The 20,928-nt window shown below is 72.6% G+C and carries 17 protein-coding genes and 4 pseudogenes; 12 read left to right on the top strand and 9 right to left on the bottom strand.

The window, feature by feature from the left end; all coding sequences use genetic code 11:
- Positions 1–10: 10 nt before the first annotated feature.
- From KSF81_RS21375 to efp, 5 genes and pseudogenes are all read right to left on the bottom strand, one after another.
- Positions 11–1,588 (bottom strand): peptidoglycan -binding protein, encoded by a 1,578-nt coding sequence (locus KSF81_RS21375; protein ID WP_217380670.1) that lies wholly within the window; start codon positions 1,586–1,588, stop codon positions 11–13.
- A 98-nt stretch (positions 1,589–1,686) separates the two neighbouring features.
- Positions 1,687–2,829: a flagellar motor protein MotA gene (locus tag KSF81_RS21370; protein ID WP_217380669.1), complete on the bottom strand. Its 1,143-nt coding sequence runs from the start codon at positions 2,827–2,829 to the stop codon at positions 1,687–1,689.
- Positions 2,830–2,839: 10 nt separating this feature from the next.
- Positions 2,840–3,397, bottom strand: a complete 558-nt coding sequence (locus tag KSF81_RS31170) for an OmpA family protein (protein ID WP_217380668.1) — start codon at positions 3,395–3,397, stop codon at positions 2,840–2,842.
- 76 nt (positions 3,398–3,473) lie between these two features.
- A pseudogene (locus KSF81_RS21360) lies at positions 3,474–4,344 on the bottom strand (inositol monophosphatase family protein).
- A gap of 18 nt (positions 4,345–4,362) precedes the next feature.
- A pseudogene (gene efp, locus KSF81_RS21355) lies at positions 4,363–4,933 on the bottom strand (elongation factor P).
- 348 nt (positions 4,934–5,281) lie between these two features.
- On the opposite strand from efp, the gene KSF81_RS21350 reads away from it, so the two are divergent.
- Together KSF81_RS21350 and KSF81_RS21345 are read left to right on the top strand one after the other, a co-directional pair.
- Positions 5,282–6,808, top strand: coding sequence for an ATPase domain-containing protein (locus KSF81_RS21350; RefSeq protein WP_309139643.1), 1,527 nt, complete (start codon positions 5,282–5,284; stop codon positions 6,806–6,808).
- A 148-nt stretch (positions 6,809–6,956) separates the two neighbouring features.
- Entirely contained in the window at positions 6,957–8,396 is a 1,440-nt protein-coding gene (locus KSF81_RS21345; protein WP_217380667.1) for an ATP-binding protein, read from the top strand.
- Between the two features lie 260 nt (positions 8,397–8,656).
- On the opposite strand, the gene KSF81_RS21340 is transcribed toward KSF81_RS21345, so the two are convergent.
- A complete protein-coding gene (locus tag KSF81_RS21340; RefSeq protein ID WP_217380666.1) occupies positions 8,657–9,640 on the bottom strand; it encodes a sulfotransferase family 2 domain-containing protein in 984 nt (327 codons plus the stop codon).
- Complete coding sequence (locus KSF81_RS21335) at positions 9,637–10,731, bottom strand: lysine-2,3-aminomutase-like protein (RefSeq protein WP_217380665.1); 1,095 nt, start codon at positions 10,729–10,731, stop codon at positions 9,637–9,639. The genes KSF81_RS21340 and KSF81_RS21335 overlap by 4 nt, the downstream gene beginning before the upstream one ends.
- 46 nt (positions 10,732–10,777) lie before the next feature.
- Here KSF81_RS21335 and epmA point away from each other — a divergent pair, with 46 nt between their 5' ends.
- From epmA to KSF81_RS21320, 3 genes are all read left to right on the top strand, one after another.
- Entirely contained in the window at positions 10,778–11,824 is a 1,047-nt protein-coding gene (gene epmA, locus KSF81_RS21330) for an EF-P lysine aminoacylase EpmA (protein WP_217380664.1), read from the top strand.
- A 67-nt stretch (positions 11,825–11,891) separates the two neighbouring features.
- The gene (locus tag KSF81_RS21325) at positions 11,892–12,233 is read left to right on the top strand and encodes a hypothetical protein (RefSeq protein ID WP_217380663.1); all 342 of its coding nucleotides are present in this window, start codon (positions 11,892–11,894) and stop codon (positions 12,231–12,233) included.
- Positions 12,230–12,766: a hypothetical protein gene (locus KSF81_RS21320; RefSeq protein WP_217380662.1), complete on the top strand. Its 537-nt coding sequence runs from the start codon at positions 12,230–12,232 to the stop codon at positions 12,764–12,766. Before KSF81_RS21325 ends, KSF81_RS21320 begins: the two co-directional genes overlap by 4 nt.
- A 43-nt stretch (positions 12,767–12,809) precedes the next feature.
- Here KSF81_RS21320 and KSF81_RS21315 read toward each other — a convergent pair whose 3' ends face one another.
- Entirely contained in the window at positions 12,810–13,013 is a 204-nt protein-coding gene (locus tag KSF81_RS21315) for a hypothetical protein (RefSeq protein ID WP_217380661.1), read from the bottom strand.
- A gap of 166 nt (positions 13,014–13,179) precedes the next feature.
- Here KSF81_RS21315 and KSF81_RS21310 point away from each other — a divergent pair, with 166 nt between their 5' ends.
- Positions 13,180–15,033 carry an LCCL domain-containing protein gene (locus KSF81_RS21310; RefSeq protein WP_217380660.1) on the top strand — a complete coding sequence of 618 codons (1,854 nt, stop codon included), beginning with the start codon at positions 13,180–13,182 and terminating at the stop codon, positions 15,031–15,033.
- Positions 15,034–15,039: 6 nt separating this feature from the next.
- On the opposite strand, the gene KSF81_RS21305 is transcribed toward KSF81_RS21310, so the two are convergent.
- Positions 15,040–15,915, bottom strand: a complete 876-nt coding sequence (locus tag KSF81_RS21305) for an MBL fold metallo-hydrolase (protein WP_217380659.1) — start codon at positions 15,913–15,915, stop codon at positions 15,040–15,042.
- A 134-nt stretch (positions 15,916–16,049) separates the two neighbouring features.
- Between KSF81_RS21305 and KSF81_RS32380 the strand changes: the two are divergent.
- The 6 genes and pseudogenes from KSF81_RS32380 to KSF81_RS21275 all read left to right on the top strand — a co-directional run.
- Positions 16,050–16,568: pseudogene (locus KSF81_RS32380) on the top strand (cation:proton antiporter); the annotation flags it as partial.
- A gap of 52 nt (positions 16,569–16,620) precedes the next feature.
- Complete coding sequence (locus KSF81_RS21295) at positions 16,621–17,766, top strand: NAD-binding protein (protein ID WP_217380658.1); 1,146 nt, start codon at positions 16,621–16,623, stop codon at positions 17,764–17,766.
- Positions 17,738–18,436: pseudogene (locus tag KSF81_RS32375) on the top strand (tripartite tricarboxylate transporter substrate-binding protein); the annotation flags it as partial. The gene KSF81_RS21295 and the pseudogene KSF81_RS32375, both read left to right, overlap by 29 nt.
- 73 nt (positions 18,437–18,509) lie before the next feature.
- Positions 18,510–18,896, top strand: a complete 387-nt coding sequence (locus KSF81_RS21285; protein WP_217380657.1) for a tripartite tricarboxylate transporter substrate-binding protein — start codon at positions 18,510–18,512, stop codon at positions 18,894–18,896.
- Between the two features lie 221 nt (positions 18,897–19,117).
- Entirely contained in the window at positions 19,118–20,014 is an 897-nt protein-coding gene (locus tag KSF81_RS21280) for a phosphonopyruvate hydrolase (RefSeq protein WP_217380656.1), read from the top strand.
- Complete coding sequence (locus KSF81_RS21275) at positions 20,011–20,916, top strand: alpha/beta hydrolase (RefSeq protein ID WP_309139642.1); 906 nt, start codon at positions 20,011–20,013, stop codon at positions 20,914–20,916. The genes KSF81_RS21280 and KSF81_RS21275 overlap by 4 nt, the downstream gene beginning before the upstream one ends.
- The last annotated feature ends 12 nt before the right edge of the window (positions 20,917–20,928 follow it).

Genomic DNA, 20,928 nt, shown 5'->3' with positions numbered 1-20,928 from the left:
GCGCCGGCTGTTACCGATCCGTCAGCCTGAGCTCGATCCGCCGGTTGCGCGCCAGCGCCTCTGGCGTATCGGCCGTATCCAGCGGCTGGTTGTCGCCGAAGGCGGTGGCGGCCACACGGTTCGCCGGAAGCCCCTCCTGGATCAGCAATTGCGCCACCGCGATGGCGCGCGCCGCGGAAAGCTCCCAGTTGGAGTTGAAGCGGGCAGTGCGGATCGGGTTGCGGTCGGCATGGCCATCCACCCGCAGCAGCCAGTTCACATCGGGCGGGATGCGCGAGGAAATCTCCTGCAACACCCGGGCGATGGCGCGGATCTGCTGCTGGCCGCGTTCCGAGAGCTCGGCGCTGGCCGGCGGGAACAGCACCTCGCTCTGGAAGACGAAGCGGTCGCCGACGATGCGCACCTCCGGCCGATCGCCCAGCACGTCGCGCAACCGGCCGAAGAAGTCGCTGCGGTAGTGCTGCAATTCCTCGACCCGCGCCGCCAGCGCCGCATTCAGGCGGCTGCCGAGATTGGCGATCTGCGTCTCCTTGTCGCGCCCCGCGGCCTCGGAGGCATCGAGCGCGGCGGCGATGCGGGCGAGCTGCGCGCGCAGCTCCTCGATCTGCCGGGTCAGCAGCGCCACCGCGGCGCGGGCGCTTTCGGCGAGGCGGGTCTGTTCCTGCGCCTGCCGCTCGGCGGCCTGGCGACGCGTGCCCTCCTCGCCCGTGCGCCGTGCCGCTTCTTCCACCTGGCGTTCGAGCTGGTCGCGCAGCGCGGTTAGGGCCCGCGTCTGTTCCGTGAGGCGGGCGAGATCCGAAAGCCGCGCCTCGATCGTCGCGCGATCGGCCTGCACCTGGCGGTCCAGCGCCGCCATCTCCTGGCGCATGGCGGCAAGCTGGCGCTGCGCCTCGGCAAGCTGGGCCTGGGTGTCCTGCAACTGGCGCGTCAGCCCGGCCAGCTCGCGCCGCGCCGTCTCCACGACGCCGCGGGATTCCGTGAGTTGTCGGTCAAGCTCGCCCGCCCGCGCCTCAAGCTGCTGCCGCGTGGCCTGCTCGGCCGCCAGGGCGCGGCCGGTATCGGTGAGCTGGCGGACGGTCTGCGCGGCATCGCCGCCGGCCGCCTCGGCGCGGCGCAGCGCCTCGGCCAATTGCGCCTCCAGCGAGGCCAGGCGCTCGGCGCCGCCGCGGCCGGCGAGTTCGAGGTCCGTCAGCCGCGCCGCCAGCCGGTCCCGCTCGCCCCGCGCCGTGTCGCGTTCGGTGCCGAAGCGGTCGCGCTCCTCGCGCGTGTCGCGCAGTTGCGCGGTGAGGGCGTCGCGCGCGGCGGCGGCGGCGCGCAACTCGTCGGCGGTGCGGGTCAGGGTGTTGCGAAGCTCGCTGGCCTGGCCGCGTTCCAGCGCCAGCATCTCGGCAAGCTCGGCGACCTGGCGGTTCAGCCGGTCCAGCGCGCGGTCGCGGGTGGTGAGGGCGACGGAGAGGAAGCCCTGGGCCAGCACGAAGACCAGCAGGACGAAGATGATGACCATGAGCAATGTGGAGAGCGCATCCACATAGCCCGGCCAGGCATTCAGCCCCTCGCCGCGCTGCCGCCGGCCGCCGCTCAGTGCCATGGTCTAGCCCGCAAACCCGGGGGCGGGCTTCATCGCGGCGCTTCCTCGGCGAGCGCCGCGCCGCCGGTCCGCTTGCGGGCCGGGGCCCTGCTTCGGGATCATCGCGGCGCTTCCTCGGCAAGCGCTGCGATGGTGCGGGCCAGCACCTTGATCTCGCTGCGGATCTCGGCGGTGGCCTGGGCGCGGCCCTGGGCCACCTCCTCCAGCAGCCGCGCCAGGTAGAGTTCGGTGTTGCGGAGGTGGCCGCGGGTCTGCTCGTCGATCGCGCCGGTGGCCTGGGCCTCCGCCAGACGTTGCAGCACCGGGCCGAAGGCCGCCTGCTGCTCCGCCACGCGCAGCATGAGGGATTGGCTGGCGCGCATCTGGTCGGTGAGGACGGAGAGCTTTTCGGTCAGCGTCATCATCGCCTGGCCGGTGGCGGCGCGGCCTTCCTCGCCGCGCGCCAGGATGCGCTGCAACCCCTCCAGGTTCTCGGCGGTCTGTTCCAGCAGCGCCTGGACATAGGCGGGGACGCTGCCGCCCTCGCCCTCCGGCCCCAGCACGCCGGAGGAAAGGCGGGTGATGCCCGCCAGCCATTCCTCCAGCTCATTGTAGAAGCGGTTCTGCGCCTGGCCCGCCGTGAGGTCGAGGAAGCCCAGCACCAGCGCCCCGGCGAGGCCCAGCATGGAGGAGGAAAACGCCGTGCCCATGCCCTTCAGCGGCTGCGCCAGCCCGGTCTTCAACTGGTTGAACAACTGGTTCAGGTCGCCCGAGCCGACCGACATGCCGCCGATCACATCGGCGACCGAGCCGATGGTCAGCAGCAGCCCCCAGAAGGTGCCGAGCAGGCCGAGGAAGATCAGCAGCCCCGTCATGTAGCGCGACAACTCGCGCGATTCGTCGAGGCGGGAGGCGATGCCGTCCAGCACGCTCCGCATCGCCGGCGCCGAGAGCGACAGCCGCTCCGACCGCCGCACCGCGAACATGCTGGCCATCGGGCCGAGCAGCCGCGGCGCCGGCTGCGCCGGGGCGCCGAGCCGGGGGGCGCGGAAATGCTCGATCCACTCCACCTCCGGCCGCAGGGTCAGCACTTGGCGCAGGTTCCAGGCCACGCCGACCAGCAGCACGCCGACGATCAGGCCGTTCAGCACGGGGTTGGTGATGAAGGCATGCGCCAGCTCGCCGCCCAGCAGGATGGTGACGAGCAGCACCACGCCGAGAAAGCCGAGCATGCGCCAGAGGAAACGGATGGGATGGGTCATGCGGCGGGGCTCATTTGGCGGCGGCGCGCTCGGCCCCGGGGGGCAGCACATCCACCGCATCCACCGCCTCCTCGGTGCGGCCGAGCGGGCGGAGGTCGATGCGGGTGGGCGGCAGCCCGCCTTCGGCCAGGGCCTGCTTCACCGCCAGCGCCCGGGCCAGGCTGAGGCGGCGGGCGGCGGAGGCATCCGCCGCCGGGCCGCTGGCCTGGGCCTGCAGGGTGACGCGGCCCTCCGGCTGCGCCGCCAAGCGGCGGCCGAGGTTGGCCAGGGTGGTGGAGGCTGCCTCCGGCGGGCGCTCGGCCCCGGCGGCGAAGCGGATGCGCCAACTGCCCTGCGGCAGGGCTTCCATGCCGGCCGGCAGCACCAGCGGCGCCTCGGGCGGCGGCGGGGCCATGGGGCGGGCGGTGGGGGGAAGCCGGGCCGGCTCGGGCGGCGCTTCCGCCGGCAGGCCGGGGATGGACTCGGCCTCCGGCTGCGCCCGGCCCTGGCCGGCGGGCAGCAGGACCGAGCCGAGCAGGGCCGCGCCCAGCAGGGCGCCGCGCGCCAGGATGGCGGGGAGGGGGAGCATCACCGGCGCAGACTATGACAGCCGCCCGCGCCACGTCCATCCGGGGCCGGCGCGTGGCGGGCTCTGGCCGCCGGCATCAGCCGGCGGGCGGGGCGGGGGCGGCTTCCGCCGCGCGCGGCGGGCGCTGGGTGGCGGCGATGCCCTCCGCCACCACCTCCCGCAGCCTGCCGTGCAGCACGGGGTTGCCGGCCACGACATTGCCCTCCGCATAGGGGTCGCCACCCTCGGGGTCGGTGGCATAGCCGCCGGCCTCGCGCACCAGGACCAGACCGGCCGCCATGTCCCACTTCTTGATGCCGAGTTCCCAATAGCCGTCATACCGCCCGGCTGCGACCCAGGCGAGGTCCAGCGCCGCCGCGCCGAAGCGGCGGACACCCGCCACCTGCGGCATGACGCGGGCCAGGATGTTGCTGAACTCCGCCTTGCGCGGCACCCCGGCGAAGGGGATGCCGGTGGCGAAGACCGCCTCCCGCAGGTCCTTGCGGCCGGAGACGCGCAGGCGCTTGTCGTTCAGGAAGGCGCCGACGCCACGTTCGGCCCAGAACATCTCGTCCACGGCGGGGTTGTAGATGACGCCGGCCACCAGCTCGGTGCGGTCCGCGTCGATGCGCTTCTCGATGCCGACGCTGACGGCCCAGTGCGGGATGCCGTGCAGGAAGTTGGTGGTGCCGTCCAGCGGGTCCACCACCCAGCGCCATTCCCAGTCCGCGGCGCCATGGCTGCCGCTTTCCTCCATCAGGAAGGCGAAGCCGGGGCGGGCGCGGGAGAGCTCGTGGCGCAGCGTCTCCTCGGCGCGGAGATCGGCCTGGGAGACGAAATCCCCCCGGGCCCTTCACGCTGACCTGGAGCTGCTCCACCTCACCGAAATCGCGCAGCAGGCGGCGCCCGGCCTTCTGGACGGCGGCCACCACGACATTGAGGGCGGGGGAGAGGCGGGGGGATGCCATGGGTGGGGCCCTAACGCCTCAACCCTTCGCCCGCTCCACATAGGAGGCATCGTCGGTCTTCACGACGACCTTCTCCCCGGTGGTGACGAAGGGGGGGCACCATGGTCTTGACGCCGTTGGAGAGCATGGCCGGCTTGTAGGAGGAGGCGGCGGTCTGGCCCTTCACCACCGGATCGGCCTCCACGACTTCCAGCGTCACCTGTTCCGGCAGGGTCATGGCCACCGGCTCGCCCTCGATCAGGCGGACGCCGACGGTCATGTTCTCGACCAGGAAGGGGAGGCGGTCGCCGAGGATGTCCTTCGGCACATGCGTCTGCTCATAGGTCTCGGGGTCCATGAGGATCAGGCTGTCGCCCTCGGCATAGGAGAAATTGTACTCCTTGTCCTCGGTCTGGAGGCGTTCGACAGTATCCGCCGTGCGCCAGCGCTGGTCCTTCTTGGCGCCGGTCTTGATGTTGCGCATATCCACCTGGATGATGGCGTTCCCCTTGCCGGGGATCATGATGTTCTGCTTGAGGATGGTGTAGCGCTGGCCTTCGAATTCGATGACCATGCCGGCACGCATCTGGTTGGCCTGCATCTTCGCCATGGCGGGGGTACCTGATCCGGTGGGTGGAATGAGCTTGGGGCGCCGACCGGCGACCCGCGATAGGGCGGGGGTTTAGTCCGGGAAGGGTGGGTGTGGCAACGGGTTGGAGTGACATCCGGCCGTTGCAACGAGCATCCCTGGTGCCCGGCATGCCGCCACTCGTTGCCAAGGCGGGAACCGTGCATGGGGGCAATATGTTCTGGGCGAGGAGAGCTGCGCGGCGCGGCGGTGCTCAATGAAGCCGGCCGAGGCTTGAGCTTATAAACCCGCCGGCTGTATTGCGGACCAAGCCATATCGGCGGGTCGCCCGCTGCTGCGGGCGGCCGCCCGGCGGAGAAAGGAGGCGGAGTGGCCCGGCAAGACGACGATCCCGCGATGACAGAGGGCGACCCGCCCCGCATTTCGACCGGCAGCGAGGGGCTCGACAATATCCTGGGCGGTGGGCTCGACCCGGACCGGCTCTATTTGTGCGAGGGGCGGCCCGGCACCGGCAAGACGACCCTTGCCCTCCAATTCCTCCGCGAGGGCGCCCGCCGGGGCGAGTCCGCGCTCTACATCTCCCTGTCGGAGACGGAGCGGGAGCTGCGCCTCGTCGCCAAGCGGCATGGCTGGTCGCTCGACGGCGTCACGGTCTTCGAGCTCGTGCCGCCGGAGGCGAGCCTCGACCCGAACCGGGAGCTGACGGTCTTCCATCCCGCCGAGATGGAGCTCAGCGAGACGACGCAGCTGGTCTTCGACCGGGTGGCCGCGCTGAACCCGTCGCGCGTCGTCTTCGATAGCCTCTCCGAGATGCGGCTTCTGGCGCAGAACTCCCTGCGCTACCGCCGCCAGATCCTGGCCCTGAAGCACTTCTTCACCAGCCGCGCCTGCACGGTGCTGATGCTGGACGACATGTCCTCGAAGAGCGACGACCTCCAGCTCCACTCGATCGCGCATGGGGTCGTCCTGCTGGAACAGATCGCGGTCGATTACGGCGCCGAGCGCCGGCGCCTCCGCGTGGTCAAGATGCGGGGCATGCCGTTCCGGGGAGGCTTTCACGACATCACCATCAAGACAGGCGGGCTTGAGATCTATCCGCGGCTGGTCGCGGCCGAGCACCACACGGAGTTCACCGGCGACCTCGTGCCAAGCGGCAACACCGCGCTCGACGCCATGCTCGGCGGCGGGCTGGAACGCGGCAGCAGCCTGCTCCTGCTCGGCGCGGCCGGCGTGGGCAAGTCCACACTGGCGCTGACCTATGCGATCGCCGCCGCGGGCCGTGGCGATCACGCGGTCATCTACGCCTTCGACGAGGGCCAGGGCACCATCACCGCCCGCGCCCGGGCGCTCGGCCTGCCGCTCCAGCCGGCGCTCGATGCCGGGCTGATCCGGATTCAGCAGGTCGACCCGGCCGAGCTCTCGCCGGGCGAATTCACCAGCCTGGTCAGAAACGCCGTGGAGGTGGATGGCGCGCGGGTCGTCATCATCGACAGCCTCAACGGCTATCTCAACGCCATGCCCGATGAGCGTTTTCTGATCCTGCAGATGCATGAGCTGCTGAGCTACCTCGGCCAGCTCGGCGTCCTGACCGCCCTGGTCCTGGCCCAGCACGGCCTGGTCGGGCCGATGCAGACCCCGGTCGACATCAGCTATCTGAGCGACACGGTCCTGATGCTGCGCTACTTCGAATTCGAGGGCACGGTGCGGCGCGCGCTCTCTGTCGTGAAGAAGCGCAGCGGCAGCCACGAGCACAGCATCCGCGAGTTCCGGCTCAGCCCACGGGGTCTGGCCGTCGGTCCGCCGCTCAGGGATTTCAGCGGCGTCTTCACGGGCACGCCCCGCTACACCGGCACCAGCTCCCCACTTCTGGCCGATGATGAACCCGGCAAGGACTGACCGGGAGCCTGCGCGGGTCCTGGTCCTCGCCCCGACAGGGCGGGATGGCGCAGCCTCGGCGGAGTTGCTTCGCCGGGCTTCGCTGGCGGCCTGCGTCTGCGCCGATCTCGCGGAGCTCGTCAGTGGCCTGGAGGCCGGGGCCGAAGCGGTGTTCGTCGCCGAGGAGGCGCTGCTCACCCGTCCCATCGAGAGCCTGCTGGCCTGGGTCGGGCAACAGCCGCCATGGTCGGACATGCCTTTCGTAATGCTGACCAGCCATCGCGAGCACCCCGCGGTCGTGGCCGGGCGCGGGCGCCTGGTGGCGGCACTCAGGAACGTCTCGCTCCTGGAGCGGCCGGTCCAGGCGATCACCCTGACCAGCGCCGTCCTGGCTGCCGTGCGCGCCCGCCGGCGGCAGTACGAGGTTCGCGCGCACCTGGCCGAGCGGGAAAGGGCGGCGCAGGAGCTGGAGGATCTGGTCGCCGCGCGGACACGCGAACTCGAAGCGGCAAACCGCGAGTTGCGCGCACAGATCGCGGAACGTGAGCGTGTGGAGGAGTCGCTGCGCCACGCGCAGAGGATCGAGGCCATCGGCCAGCTTACGGGCGGCGTGGCCCACGACTTCAACAATCTCCTGATGGTCATCTCCGGCGGGCTCGACATGCTCGACCGCCAGGGAGACCCCGCCCGGCGGCAAAGGCTCCTGGACGGCATGCGGCAGGCCGCCGAGCGCGGCGCGGGCTTGACGCGCCAGTTGCTTGCCTTCTCGCGCCGCCAGGCGCTTCGGTCCGAGCCCGTCGACATCGGCAGGCAGATCGGGGGCATGCGGGAGATGCTGGACCGCAGCCTGCGGGGCGACGTGCATGTCGCCCTCGATTTCGCCGAGGACCTCTGGCCAGTCCAGGTCGATCCGGGCGAACTCGAGCTCGTCATCCTGAATCTTGCGGTGAACGCCCGCGACGCCATGCCGGAGGGCGGCACGATCACCATCCGGGCCGAGAACCTTCCCGGCCTGGCGGACGACGACCTTCAGGGCGACTTCCTGCGTCTCTCGGTCATCGACACCGGGACCGGCATGCCGCCCGAGGTGGTCTCGCGCGTCTTCGAGCCATTCTTCACCACAAAGGATATCGGGAAGGGCTCGGGGCTTGGCCTCGCCCAGGTCTATGGATTCGCCAAGCAGTCGGGCGGTACCGTGCGCATCGACACTGCGGTCGGGCAGGGCACCAGGATCGCGCTGTTCCTGCCGCGGTCCAGCCTGGCGCCCGCGGCGGACCAGCGCCACTTTGGCGACCTCGGGGCCGAGCGGGTTTCAAGCGCCATGGCCGGCCACGTGCTCCTGGTCGAGGACGACAACGAGGTCGCAGCGCTCGTTGCCGAAATGCTGGCTCAGCTCGGCTTCGAGGCGACGCGGGCGGCGAGTGCCGCCGCTGCCCTCGGCGCCCTGGCAAATGGCCGCGCCGTTGATCTGGTATTTTCGGACATCATGATGCCGGGGGGGCATGAACGGCATGGAGCTCGCCCGCGAGGTGAAGCGGCGTCGGCCCGGGCTGCCGGTGCTCCTGACGACCGCCTATGCGGAGGCGGCGAAACGCGACGCGGAGGCTGAAGGCATCGCCCTGCTGCCGAAGCCCTATCGCCTGGAAGAGCTCGCAGCGGCAACCCGCGAGGCGCTTCGCCAGTAAGCGGCACGCGGCTGCTGGAATGTCTTTGCAGGGGGAAGGCAGGACAGGACCTGTGGTTGCGCCCGCACAAAGGGGCGGAAGTGCGCTTCAGTCGTCGTGCCGGCGCGGGAGAGCGGATGGGCATTGGGGGTGCCGTTCGGGCAGATGCACGCTCCACCCCATCAATCCGGCCGGTCCAGTGCGCTCAGCCCGCCGGGTCCGCCGCGCCGGTCATCGCCTCGCCGCCGATCTCGAATGGCCCGCCCACGATCCGCCCCACGCCCTCCGCCACCGTGAAATCCAGCATCCCGCGCCGCCCGGCCAGGGGTTTCGCATCAAAGACGAACTGCCCGATCCCGGTGCGGATGCCCCGCTTCTCCCGCAGCGGCGCCGCGTAGCGGTCGGCGCGGAGTTGCGCCACTTCCTGCCCATCCAGGCTGACCGAGACGGTCCAGCAGCGGCTCGATCCCTGGTCGGCGCACCAGCCGCGGAAGCGCAGCGCCTCCACCTGCCGCACCACGCCCCGCGGCACCGCAGCCCCTGGCACCTCCGGCCCGCGGCGCCCACGGACCGCGGCATAAAGCGCGACATCCCTGGCATTGGCCTCGCGGATGGCGCCGAGCGTCGCCGCATCGATGCCCGCGGCCAGGTCCGGCCGGTAGTGGCCCTCATTGTGCCGCACCGCCGGCAGCGCCAGGCCGAGATGGCGGGAGAGCGCCTCCAACCCGGCCTCGTATTCCTCCATCAGCCCGATGAAGCCGAATTGCCGCCAGTACTCGCCGAGATAGTCGCTCATCCGGTTGCGTTGCCGGGGCTGCCTGGCGAAGTCGAGCAGGCTGCCGGCATGACCCTTGAGCGTGACCTCGTGATTGTATTCGGAAAGCACCCGCGCCACCGGGTCACGGAGGAAGGTGACGAAGCTGTCCGGGTTGAACTGCCCCCAGTAGCGCTGCGCCGGGAAATGCCCCGCCAGCAGCATCCCCTGCGGCGCCGCCACATGCGCCCGCAGGTCGGTGGCCACCGCGGGGTCGCGCAGCGCCGGGCTGGTCTCCGGGTCCGGGCCGTAATCCAGCAGCACGGCGCGCTTCCCCGCCCGCATGGCCAGCGCGTGGCGGAGCGAGGTGCCGGCGGTCTTCGGGATATGCAGGAAGACGATGTCGCGGCGCGGGCCGGGGTCGGCCGGCATCATGCAGTCTCCGGCGGCGCGTGCAGGTGGTCCGGCCCGCCGAGCGGCGGCGCCACCCGCCAGCCCCCCGCCTCCGCCACCGCCATCTCCGGCCCGAGCGGCGCCTTGCCGCCGCCGCCAGGCAGATCCAGCACATAGGTGGGCCAGGCCAGGCCGGTGACGCGGCCGCGCAGCGCCCGCAGCAGTTCGCGGCCCTCCTCGATCGGCACCTCGAAGCGGGCGGTGCCGGGGGCGCGGTCGAGCTGGTGCAGGTAATAGGGCTTCACCCGGTTGGCGAGCATGGCGCGGAACAGCGCCTCCAGCGCCTCGGCGCTGTCATTCACCCCGCGAAGCAGCACGGATTGGCCGAGCAGCGGCACGCCCGCCATCGCCAGCCGCCGCAGCGCCGCCCGCGCCGGGGGCGCGAATTCCCGCGCATGATTGGCATGGAGGCAGAGGAACAGCGCCTTCTCCGTCTCCAGCGCCGCCAGCAGCGCCGGCGTGATCCGCCCGGGGTCGGCCACCGGCACCCGGCTGTGCAGGCGGATGATCTCGATATGCGGCATCGCCGAAAGCCGGCCGATGATCTGCGCGAGCCGCCGCGGCGAGAGCATCAGCGGGTCGCCGCCGGTCAGGATCGCCTCCCGCACCTGCGACGTGCGGGCGAACCAGTCGAGCGCGGCGGCAAGCTCCGCGTCGTTCAGCAGCCCGCCCTCGGGGCCCACCACCTCGCGCCGGAAGCAGAAGCGGCAATAGACCGGGCAGGCCAGCAGCGGCTTCAGCAGCGCCCGGTCAGGGTAGCGGTGCACCACGCCGGGCACCGGGGTGAAGGGAGCATCGGCGATGGGGTCGGCCAATTCCCGGGGCGATGTCACCAGTTCGGCGGCATCGGGCAGGTATTGCCGGGCGATCGGGTCGGCGGGGTCGGCGGGGTCGATCAGCGCCCGCACCGCCGATGTCACGGCGATGCTGTAGCGCGCGGCCACCTGCTCCACCGCCGGCCTTGCCGCTTCCGGCAGCAGGCCGGCGGCGGCGAGGTCGGCGGCGCTGCGGAGGGTGCGATGAGTGTTACCCAGAGCTTTGTCCCCTGGGCGGGGCGGGGTGCCATCGGGCATGGTCCAGCGGAACTAGTCTCCCCTCCGGTCCCCTGCAATGCCCCAAATGCGCACCCCCGCCTGGCACCCGGACAGCCTGGCCGACCGGCTGCCCTTCCTCCGCCGCCGCGCCCGCCTCACCGCCGAGACCCGCGCCTTCCTCACCGGGCGCGGCTACATGGAGGTGGAGACGCCCTGCCTGGTGCCGGTGCCGGGCATGGAGGTGCATCTGCACGCCTTCCGCAGCGAATACATCCCGCATCTCGGGGTGGGGGAGCGGCGGGTGCTCTGGCTCCGCACCTCGCCGGAACTGGCGCTGAAGCGGCTGCTGGTGGCCGGGGCTGGGCCGGTGTTCGAACTTGCGCGGGTCTGGCGCAATGGCGAAGCCGGGCCGCGCCACGCCCCGGAATTCACCATGCTGGAATGGTACCGGCCGGGCCTCGGCCTGGCCGGGTTGATGGATGAGGCGGAGGCGCTGGTCCGCGCCGTCTGCCCGCCCCGCGTCGCGCATGAGGGGGTGGAGACTGATCTTAGCCTGCCCTTCGAGCGCGTCACCGTGGCGGAGGCGTTTTCCCGCTGGTGCAACGGCCTCGACATCCTTTCCACTGTGACGCCCGCGGGCGAGGGGGATGCCGCCGCGCTGCAGGCCGCCGCCGCCCGCGCCGGCCTGCCGCCGCGCGCGGGGGAGGGCTGGGAGGACCTGTTCTTCCGCCTGCTGCTGGAACGGGTGGAGCCGCGGCTCGGCCGCGGCTGCGCGAGCTTCCTGACGCATTGGCCGGCGCCCCAGGCGGCGCTCGCCCGCCGCGACCCCGCCGACCCGCGTGCCGCGCTGCGCTTCGAGTTGTTCGCCGCCGGGCTCGAACTCGCCAATGCCTTCGACGAATTGACCGATGCGGCGGAACAGCGCGCCCGCTTCCACCATGACGTGGCCGAGCGCCACCGCCTGCACGGCGAGGGCTGGCCGGTGGACGAGGATTTCCTCGCCGCCCTGGAACACGGCATGCCCGCCGGCAGCGGCATCGCCCTCGGCTTCGACCGCCTGGCCATGCTGGCCTCCGGCGCGCGGCGGATCGCGGATGTGCTCTGGCTGCCGATGGACCAGGGGGCGGAATAGCGGCGCCGGAACCGCGAGGCCCCGCCGCACGCTGCTGCATGGCCCATTGCCGAATCGGATTCCGCCCATGCCGAGGCTGCCGCTCCTGATCCTCCTCGCCGCCACCGCCATGCCGGCGGAGGCGCAGCCGCTGCCGCCCATCGCCGGCCCGGTCCAGGCGCCGGCCGAAGCCCCCGCCACTCCGCCGCCCATGCCCAACCCGGCCGGGCCGCAGCGGGAGCGCTACCGGATCACCCTGGTGCCAGGGGCGGCGGTGGGCCAGGTGCTCTATGCGCCCTATGCCCTGCTGCTCGATACCGCGACCGGGCAGACCTGGATGCTGCCGCCGGTGCAGAACAACCAGCCGCTGCTCTGGACCCAGGTGCCCTTCCTGTCGGAGGCCGGCGCCAGGGTGGCGGTGCCCCGGTGAGCCAGGGGGTGAGTGCGGCCAGGCTGCGGGTCAACCGCGCGCCGGTGCTGACGCTCTGGGCGGCGGTCGTGGCGGAGCGGCTGGGCCATCCGCCGGAGACGGCGCTGACCCTCGGCTCCGCCCTGGCCGGGACCACCGCGCGGGCCAAGGCCAGGCGCCTCGGCATCGAGGAGGCGGGGGAGAGGCACCGGCAGCACGAGCGCGGGGCCGATACCGTGCATCTGCTCGGCCGCGACATTCCTGTGCTGCGGGCGGCGGATGGCAGCCTGCATGCCGCCTCGGAGGGCGACCGGCCGGCCTCGGCCGTGGCGGTGCGGGCCTATCTCGCGCGGGCCTTCGGCACGGGGCTGGGCGAGGCGCGGGCGGCGATGGAGGCGCTGGCCGCCGGCTTCGAAGCCGGCGAACTCAACCGCATCGGCTTCCGGCTCTATGAGCGCTTCCGCCCGGAGGTGCCGGAGGATGTAAGCGGCTGGGGCGCCAAGGGCGTGCTGGATCTCGGGCAGGTCAGGACTGCCGGGGAAGGGCACCCCTGACCGCGGCGCCGGCCCTCCGATGCCAGTGCCCCAGTCCTTCGGGTCAGCCGCCGGCGATGCCCTTGGTGACCATGCCGGTCCCGCCGCAATTCTCGCAGGGCTGGCCTTGCAGCTTGCCGGTGCCCTTGCAGCGCGGGCAGGTGTCCTCGCCGGTCCCGGGGGTGCCCGGCGGGGCGTCGTCGCCCGGATTCGGGCGGATGGTGCCAGAGGCGGCGGGGTTGCTGCTGCTGCGGTCGTTGTTGGCCATCGGCCCCTCCCGGATCACGCCTGCCGCCCCAACGCCACGGCAGTGCCGCCGTTGCCTCGGCTTCCACTCCCGGGCCTCGGCGCGACCGGCGGCGCCCCGCTGGTGCCGCGCCCGCCAAAGCGGGTTAGGCTTCGGGCCGGAACAAGGCCCAGGAGATTCCCCGCCCGTGCGGCTGCCGCCCCTTTCGCCGGCACTGGCCGGCCTGCTCATGCTGATCCTGGGCGTCGTGGCCGCGCCGCCGGCCCGCGCGCAGGATGCCTGCCCGGAGAATTTCGAGGCGCTGGCCGGCAGCAGCAAGCCGCTCACCTGCGCCTGCACGGCGGCGGCGACCGCCGGCGGTGCGGTCTGGGGCAGCGGCACCTATACCGCGGACAGCGCGGTCTGCCGGGCCGCGCTGCATGCCGGCATCGTCACCCCGGGCGGCGGCACGGTGACGCTGCGGCCGGAGCCGGGGCGGCCCTCCTATCCCGGCAGCAGCCGCAACGGGGTGGAGAGCCAGGACTACGGCGCCTGGGGCGCCAGCTTCCGCTTCGAGGGCCCGGTCCTCGCGGCACCCGCCGAACCCGCCGGCGCCAAGCCGCCCCCGGCCGCGCCGGAGCCAGCACCAGGCAAGCCGCCCGCGGCGGATGCCGCCGCCGCGCCAGCCGATCCCGGCCCGCCCGGCCAATGCCCGGATAATTTCGAGGCATTCCGCGGCACGACCGAGCCGCTGGCCTGCACCTGCCCGCCCGAGGCGACCGAGCGCGGCTCCGTCTGGGGCATGGATGTCTATACCGACGATTCCAGCATCTGCCGCGCCGCGATCCATGCCGGGCTGCTCGGCCGCCGCGGCGGCACCGTCACGCTGTTGCCGGAGCCGGGGCGGCGCGCCTATCCCGGCAGCACCCGCAATGGCGTACAGAGCCAGAATTACGGCCCCTGGCAGGGCAGCTTCCGCTTCCGCCCGGACCCGGCCCGGCAGCAGGCGCAAGCCCAGCCGCAGACCCCGCCGCCACCCGCCGCGCCCAGCCAGTGCCCCGATAATTTCGAAGCCTACAAGCATGAGACCGATCCGCTGGTCTGCACCTGCACCGAGCTGGCGGCGGCGCAGGGCGCGGTCTGGGGCACCGACCTCTATACCTCGGATTCCGCCATCTGCCGGGCGGCGCTGCATGCCGGCCGGATCACCCGGCGCGGCGGGCTGGTGACGGCGCTGCCCGAGCCCGGCCGCCGCGCCTATCCCGGCACCACCCGCAACGGCGTGCAGAGCCAGAATTACGGTCCCTGGGACGGCAGCTTCCGCTTCGGCGGCGAGGCGCCGCAGCAGCAGGCCGCCACCGGCCCGGCGACGCCCAGCCAATGCCCCGACAACTTCGAGGCCTACAAGCACGAAACCGAGCCGCTCACCTGCCTCTGCCCGGCCGAGGCGGGCTTCTCCGGCGCGGTCTGGGGCAGCGAGGTCTATACCTCGGACAGCCGCGTCTGCCGCGCGGCGCTGCATGCCGGGGCGATCGGCCGGATGGGCGGCACCGTCACGCTGCTGCCCGAGCCCGGCCGCCGCGCCTATGCCGGCAGCACCCGCAACGGCGTGCAGAGCAGCAACTACGGCCCCTGGGACGGCAGCTTCCGCTTCCAGCCGGGCAAGCCGCAGCAGGCCGCCGCCGCGCCGGTGCAGGCGCCGGTCGGCGAGACGCTGCGGGCCACCGGCCAGGTGCAGCTCTACATCACCTTCCGCACCGGCTCGGCCGATCTCGACCTCGCCGCCGCGCCGGTGCTGATGCAGTTGCGGGACGCGCTGATGGCGGACCCGGCGCTGCGGCTGCGGCTGATCGGCCATACCGACAATACCGGCACGCCCGCCGGCAACCGGCAATTGTCGCTGCGCCGGGCGGATTCGGTCCGGGCCTGGCTGGCCTCGCAGGGGGTGGACCCGGCGCGGCTGGTCACCGATGGGCGCGGCCAGGACGAGCCGATCGCCGAGAACACCTCGGAGGCCGGGCGGGCCTTGAACCGCCGGGTGCAGGCGGCACGGCTGCCCTGAGACCCTTCAGGGCAGTTCTGCCGCGATGCGGAACCCCTCGCCCCAGCGGGTGACATGCCCTACGGAGGGCGAGGGGAAATGCGCGGTGCAGAGCAGCCGCCCGGTGTCGCAATGGCATTCCAGGAAGCGCCGCCGCGTCACCGCGGCCTGGCGCTGGTCGGTATCCGCGCGCGTGGACAGTTCGGGGTAGCGGGCCTGGATCGGCGAATGGATCAGGTCGCCGGTCAGCACCGCCTGGGTCGCGCCGCGGCCGAGTTCCACCGCGTAGTGGTCCGGCGTATGACCGGGTGTCGGTGTCAGGCGGATATGGTCGTTCAAGGCATGGTCGGTGCGGACGAGATCGGCCTGGCCGGCCTCCATGATGGGCAGCACGCTGTCGGCGATGACGGGGTTCGGCGCCTTCGCGTGCTCGGCGGTCCAATGGGCGTATTCGCGCTCGCCGAAGACGTAGCGGGCCTTCGGGAAGGTCGGCACCCAGCGCCCGTCCCGCAGCCGGGTGTTCCAGCCGACATGGTCGACATGCAGGTGCGTGCACATCACGTAGTCGATGTCCTGCACGGTGAGGCCGGTGGCGGCCAGGTTGCGCTCCCAGGTGTCGTCCGTCTTCATGTGCCAGAAGGGGCGGGTCGGCCGCGGCTTGTGGTTGCCGACGCAACTGTCCACCAGCACGGTATGGTGCGGCGTCCGCACCACATAGGACTGGATGCAGAAACGCAGCAGCCCGCTCTCCGGGTCCAGCGCCGCGGGTTGCAGCCAGGCGCGGTTCTCCTCCAGCACCTCGCGCGTCAGGCCGGGGAAGAATTCCAGCGGGTCGAAGAGCGGGTCCTCCTGCTCGATCACCCGATGGATCGTCATGTCGCCGAGCTGGAATGTCGTGGCCATGGCCGGTTCTCCTCCCCGCGCGCCGTTCCGGCGGCACGGGTGGGATGGTAGCGCCGCCGGGGCCACTCGCCAGCCCCGATGCGCCGGCACAACCGGCCGCATGACAGCGCATCCGAATGCGGTAGAACCACCCCATGCACCATGCCACGCCGATGCTGGCGACACTTGTCGTCGCCCTCGCGCTGGCGCTCGCGCTCGGCACCGCCGCGCGGGCGCTGCGCCTGCCGCCGCTCTTCGGCTATCTGGTTGCCGGGGTGCTGCTCAGCCCCTATACGCCGGGCTTCGTGGCGGAGCGCGCCTTCACCGATACCCTTGCGGAGGTGGGCGTGGCGCTGCTGCTGTTTGGCGTCGGCCTGCATTTCCGGCCGCGCGACCTGCTGGCGGTGTGGCGCGTGGCCCTGCCGGGGGTGGTGGCGCAGGTGGGGGTCGGCACCCTGCTCGGCGCCGTGCTGGGGCGACTCGCCTTCGGTCTGGGCTGGGGGCCGGCCCTAGTCTTCGGCCTGGCGCTCGCCATCGCCTCCACCGCCGTCGCCACCCGCACGCTGGAGGATCGCGGGCAATTGGGCGGCGCCGTCGGGCGGATCGCGCTGGGCTGGCTGGTGGCGCAGGACCTGCTGATGGTGCTGGCGCTGGTGCTGCTGCCCGCCGCCAGCAGCGCGGGCACCGAGCACCTGGCCGCGGCGCTGCTCACCGCGGTGCTGGGAATTGCTGGGTTTCATCGCCTGCGTCTTCCTGCTTGGCCGCCGGGCGCTGCCCTGGGCGCTGACACGCCTCGCCCGCGGCGGCTCGCGGGAGTTGTTCACGCTCGGCGTGGTGGTCGCGGCGCTGGGGGTCGCCTATGCGGCCTCCGACCTCTTCGGCGTCTCCTTCGCGCTCGGCGCCTTCTTCGCCGGGCTGCTGCTCGGCGAGAGCGATCTCGGCCACCAGGCGACGGCGGAGACGGTGCCCTTGCAGCGCATCTTCGCCGCGCTGTTCTTCGTCTCGGTCGGCATGCTGCTCGACCCCCGGGCGCTGGTGGCGGCGCCGCTGGTCTCGCTGGCGGCGCTGCTGGCGGTGCTGCTCGGCACCGGCGGCGCCACCTTCCTGCTGCTGCTGGCGCTGCGGGTGGAGGCGGCCACCGCGGCGGCGGTGGCGGGGGCGCTGGCGCAGATCGGCGAGTTCTCCTTCCTGCTGGCCAAGCTGGCGATCGGCCAGGGCATCCTGCCGCCCGAGGCCATCTCGCCGATCCTGGCCGCGGCCTTCGGCGCCATCCTGCTGACGCCGCTCTCGTCGCGGCTGGCGCTGGTCGCGGCTGGGCGGCTGCGGGCTTGGCCCGGTTTCCGCCGCTGGGAGGTGGCGCGGCGCGGCCCGGCCATCGCGCCGCCGGCCGGGGTGGTGCTGCGCGACCATGCCATCCTGCTCGGCCATGGCCGGGTCGGGAGGGTGATCGCCGCGGCGCTGCATCGCCATGGCCTGCCGCTGGTGGTCATCGAGGCCGACCGCGGCACCGCCGAGCACGCCAGGGCGGCCGGCATCCCCACCATCTGGGGCGATGCGACCCGGCCGGAGGTGCTGGCCGCGGCCCGGCCGGAAGCCGCCCGGCTGGTGGTGCTGGCGCTGCCGGATGCCGATGAATCGCGCCGGGTGCTGGAACTGCTCCGCGCCGCCAATCCCGGCATCATCGCCGCCGCCCGGGCGCATGACGAGCGCGAGGCCGGGTTGCTGGCCGCCGAGGCCGAGGTCGGGCTGGTGGTGATGGGGGAACGCGAGATCGCCCTCGGCATGGCCGATTTCGCCATGCAGCGCCTGGGGGTGGAGGTGGTGGCAGCGCAGCGGACGGTGGATGCGATGCGGGCCGCCATGGCCGGGTGAGGCCGGCGCCAGGGGCATCCCTGTGCGGGAAGCCGCGCCACGCCTCTCCAGGGCCGGTTGCGCAGCGCGGCCCGTGGCCGGAAGGCATTGCTGCGCCTGGGCGGCTCGGGCAGGCTCGGGCCAGGTGCCCGGAACAGGGCGCGGCGGAGGAAGCGGCATGCGACAGGAGCCCGGACGGCGTCACCTCATGGCCGCGGCCGCCGGGCTGGCCGGCCTGGCACCTGCCGCGCGGGCCGAGACCTGGCCCAGCCGCCCCGTGCGCATCGTCGTGCCCTTCACCCCCGGCGGCAGCAACGACGCCATGGCCAGGCCGCTGAGCGAGCGGCTGCATGCCCGCCTCGGCCAGCCCTTCGTGGTGGAGAACCGGCCGGGCGCCGGCAGCGCGGTGGGGGTGGGCCTGGTGGCGCAATCGCCGCCGGATGGCTATACGCTGCTGGTCACCACCTCCTCCGTCGCCGCCATCGGCCCGGTGCAGGGCACCGGCTTCGACCCGGTGGCCGAGCTGGATTGCGTGGCGCTGCTGGCCCGCTCGCCGCTGGTCGTGCTGACGCCGCCATCCTCGCCGATCGGCAGCATCCAGGACCTGGTGCGGCTGGACCGGGAGCGGCCGGGGCGGCTGCATTTCGCCAGTTCCGGCCCCGGCAGCACCACCCATATCGCCACGGAATTGTTCAACCTGCGGGCCGGGACGCGGCTGCAGCACGTGCCCTATCGCGGCACCGCGGGGGGCGCTGACGGATCTGGTGGCCGGGCGGGTGGACCTGATGTTCACCACCATCGCCAGCGCCGCCGGGCAGATCCGCGGCGGGCTGCTCAGGATCATCGCCTATACGGCGGAGGAGCGCCCGGCAGGCTCGCCGCCGGCGCCGACCGTGAAGGCAGCCGGCATCGACTACGAATCCGGCATCTGGTGGGGCTTGTTCGCCCCGCGTGGCCTGCCGCCGGCGATCCGCCGCGGCCTGAACGAGGCGACCAACGCCGCCCTCCTGGCCCCCGCCTTCGCCCGCTACCTGCAAGGCGAAGGCGCGATCCCGAGCCCGATCTCCGCCGATGCCTTCACGGAATTCCTGCGCGCCGAAGCGGCCATGATGCGAGAGGTGGTGGCGGCGGCGAAGATCAGGGCGGATTAGCCGGCCCGATCAGCGAAGGGCCAGAGGGCCTCGCGCCATGAACCGGTCCGCCGGAGGCAGGCGGCACGGCCGCTTCTTCCCCTGGCGCTTGACGCCCGGCGGCCCGAACCCATCATGGCGGCTGGAGGACGCCATGCGGGATGTGCCGGCAGATGCGATCCTGCGCGGTGTCTTCCTCCGCACCGGCGACCGGCTGAACCGCACCACCAGGGAGTCTTGGAATGAACCAGCCGGCCAGGGAACAGGCGGGCCGCGGCCAGGCGATCCGCGACGGCATCGCTTCGCGCGGCCTGGTGCATGCGATGTCGGCGCATAACCCGCTGAGCGCCAGGCTGGCCGAGGAAGCCGGCTTCGATGCCATCTGGGCCAGCGGCTTCGAGCTTTCCGCCGCCTATGGCATCCCGGATGCCAGCCTGCTCTCGCTCACCCAGCACCTGGAGATGACGCGGGCGATCTGCGATTCCGTGGCGCTGCCCGTCATCGCCGATATCGATACAGGCTACGGCAATGCCATCAACGTCATGCATGTGGTCGCCGCCTATGAGCGGGCCGGCGCCGGTGCCGTGGTGATGGAGGACAAGCGCTTCCCCAAGGACACCAGCCTGCTGGAAGGCGGCCGGCAGGAGCTGGTCGGGGTGGCGGAATTCCAGGGCAAGATCGAGGCCGCCGCCGCGGCGCGCCGGGACCCCTCGCTGGTGGTGGTGGCGCGGACCGAGGCGCTGATCGCCGGGCTCGGCCAGGCGGAGGCGCTGGCCCGCGCCCATGCCTATGTCGAGGCCGGCGCCGACATGATCCTGGTGCACTCCAAGCAGAAGACGCCCGATGAGGTGCTGTCCTTCATCGCCGCCTGGGACGGCCGCGCCCCGATCGTGCTGGTGCCCACCGCCTATCCGCAGCTCACCGAGGCGGCGATGCGCGAGTCCGGCAAGATCGGCGTGGTGATCTACGGCAACCACGCCATCCGCGCCGCTGTCACCGCCATGCAGCAGGTGTTCCGGCAGATCCGGGCGGAGGGCGGGATAGCCGGCGCCGATGCCGCCATCGTATCGGTGGAGGAGATCTTCCGGTTGCAGGGCGTGCCGGCGATGAAGGCGGACGAGGCGAGGTATCTACGGTGACGCCGCCCCTGCCGCTGGCCGAAGCCCTTGCTGCGGCGCTCTCGGTGCCCGGTCGTGCCGCGATTCCCTTCCGGGATGTGGCCGGCGACCCCGAACGGCTTGTGACGCTGCATTGCCATCGCCCGGCCTCGCACCGGCCCGCGAGCCCGGTGGTGCTGGTGCAGCACGGCATGCAGCGGAACGGCGCCGAGTACCGGGATTATTGGGCCGAGGATGCGGAGCGCTTCGGGCTGCTCGTCATCGCCCCCACCTTCGGGCCGGAGCACTGGCCGACCGCCGAGCACTACAACAACGGCATGCCGCGCGACGATGACGGCCGGCTGCGGCCGCGCCATGCCTGGGGCTTCGCCAGCCTCGCCCGCATCCAGGCGGCGCTGCGGGAGTCCGGCCTCACCACCCGGCCGCGCGCGCATCTCTTCGGCCATTCCGCCGGCGGGCAATTCGTGCACCGGCTGCTCTCCACTCAGCCGCAGGATGCCTTCGAGGCGGCGATCACCGCCAATCCCGGCTGGTACACCCTGCCAACCCTCGACCGGCCCTATCCGGAGGGGCTGGGCGGGCTCGGCCTGGCGCGTGCCGACCTGGCCCGGCTGCTGGCCTTCCCGCAGCTCATCCTGGCCGGCGACCGCGACACCGACACCGCCGGCCCCAGCCTGCCGATGCAGGCGGAGGCGATGCGCCAGGGACCACACCGTTTCGCCCGCGCACAATTCTACCTGGAATTCGCCCAGGCCGAGGCGGCGCGCTACGGTCTGCCCTGCGCCTGGCGCTTGCAGAACGTGCCGGGCATCGGCCACGACGGCGCGGCCATGTCGCGCGTCGCCGCCGCGCTCTGGTTCGGCGGCGGGATGCCGGACAGCAGGACCATCGCCGGCTGGGCGAGCGCGCAGGGCGCGCTCTAGCATCCGCGCCGG

Source organism: Siccirubricoccus sp. G192, assembly GCF_019084075.1.
GTDB lineage: Bacteria > Pseudomonadota > Alphaproteobacteria > Acetobacterales > Acetobacteraceae > G192.
This window is presented reverse-complemented; position numbering and strand designations above follow the sequence as displayed.

Excerpts from the sequence above, each read along its gene's own strand:
- KSF81_RS21315 (WP_217380661.1), bottom strand. The coding sequence starts at position 13,013 with ATGGCCAACAACGACCGCAGCAGCAGCAACCCCGCCGCCTCTGGCACC.
- epmA (WP_217380664.1), top strand. The coding sequence starts at position 10,778 with ATGCGCACCCCCGCCTGGCACCCGGACAGCCTGGCCGACCGGCTGCCC.
- KSF81_RS21280 (WP_217380656.1), top strand. The coding sequence starts at position 19,118 with ATGAACCAGCCGGCCAGGGAACAGGCGGGCCGCGGCCAGGCGATCCGC.
- KSF81_RS21325 (WP_217380663.1), top strand. The coding sequence starts at position 11,892 with ATGCCGAGGCTGCCGCTCCTGATCCTCCTCGCCGCCACCGCCATGCCG.
- KSF81_RS21305 (WP_217380659.1), bottom strand. The coding sequence starts at position 15,915 with ATGGCCACGACATTCCAGCTCGGCGACATGACGATCCATCGGGTGATC.
- KSF81_RS21335 (WP_217380665.1), bottom strand. The coding sequence starts at position 10,731 with ATGCCCGATGGCACCCCGCCCCGCCCAGGGGACAAAGCTCTGGGTAAC.
- KSF81_RS21340 (WP_217380666.1), bottom strand. The coding sequence starts at position 9,640 with ATGATGCCGGCCGACCCCGGCCCGCGCCGCGACATCGTCTTCCTGCAT.
- KSF81_RS21375 (WP_217380670.1), bottom strand. The coding sequence starts at position 1,588 with ATGGCACTGAGCGGCGGCCGGCGGCAGCGCGGCGAGGGGCTGAATGCC.
- KSF81_RS31170 (WP_217380668.1), bottom strand. The coding sequence starts at position 3,397 with ATGCTCCCCCTCCCCGCCATCCTGGCGCGCGGCGCCCTGCTGGGCGCG.
- KSF81_RS21370 (WP_217380669.1), bottom strand. The coding sequence starts at position 2,829 with ATGACCCATCCCATCCGTTTCCTCTGGCGCATGCTCGGCTTTCTCGGC.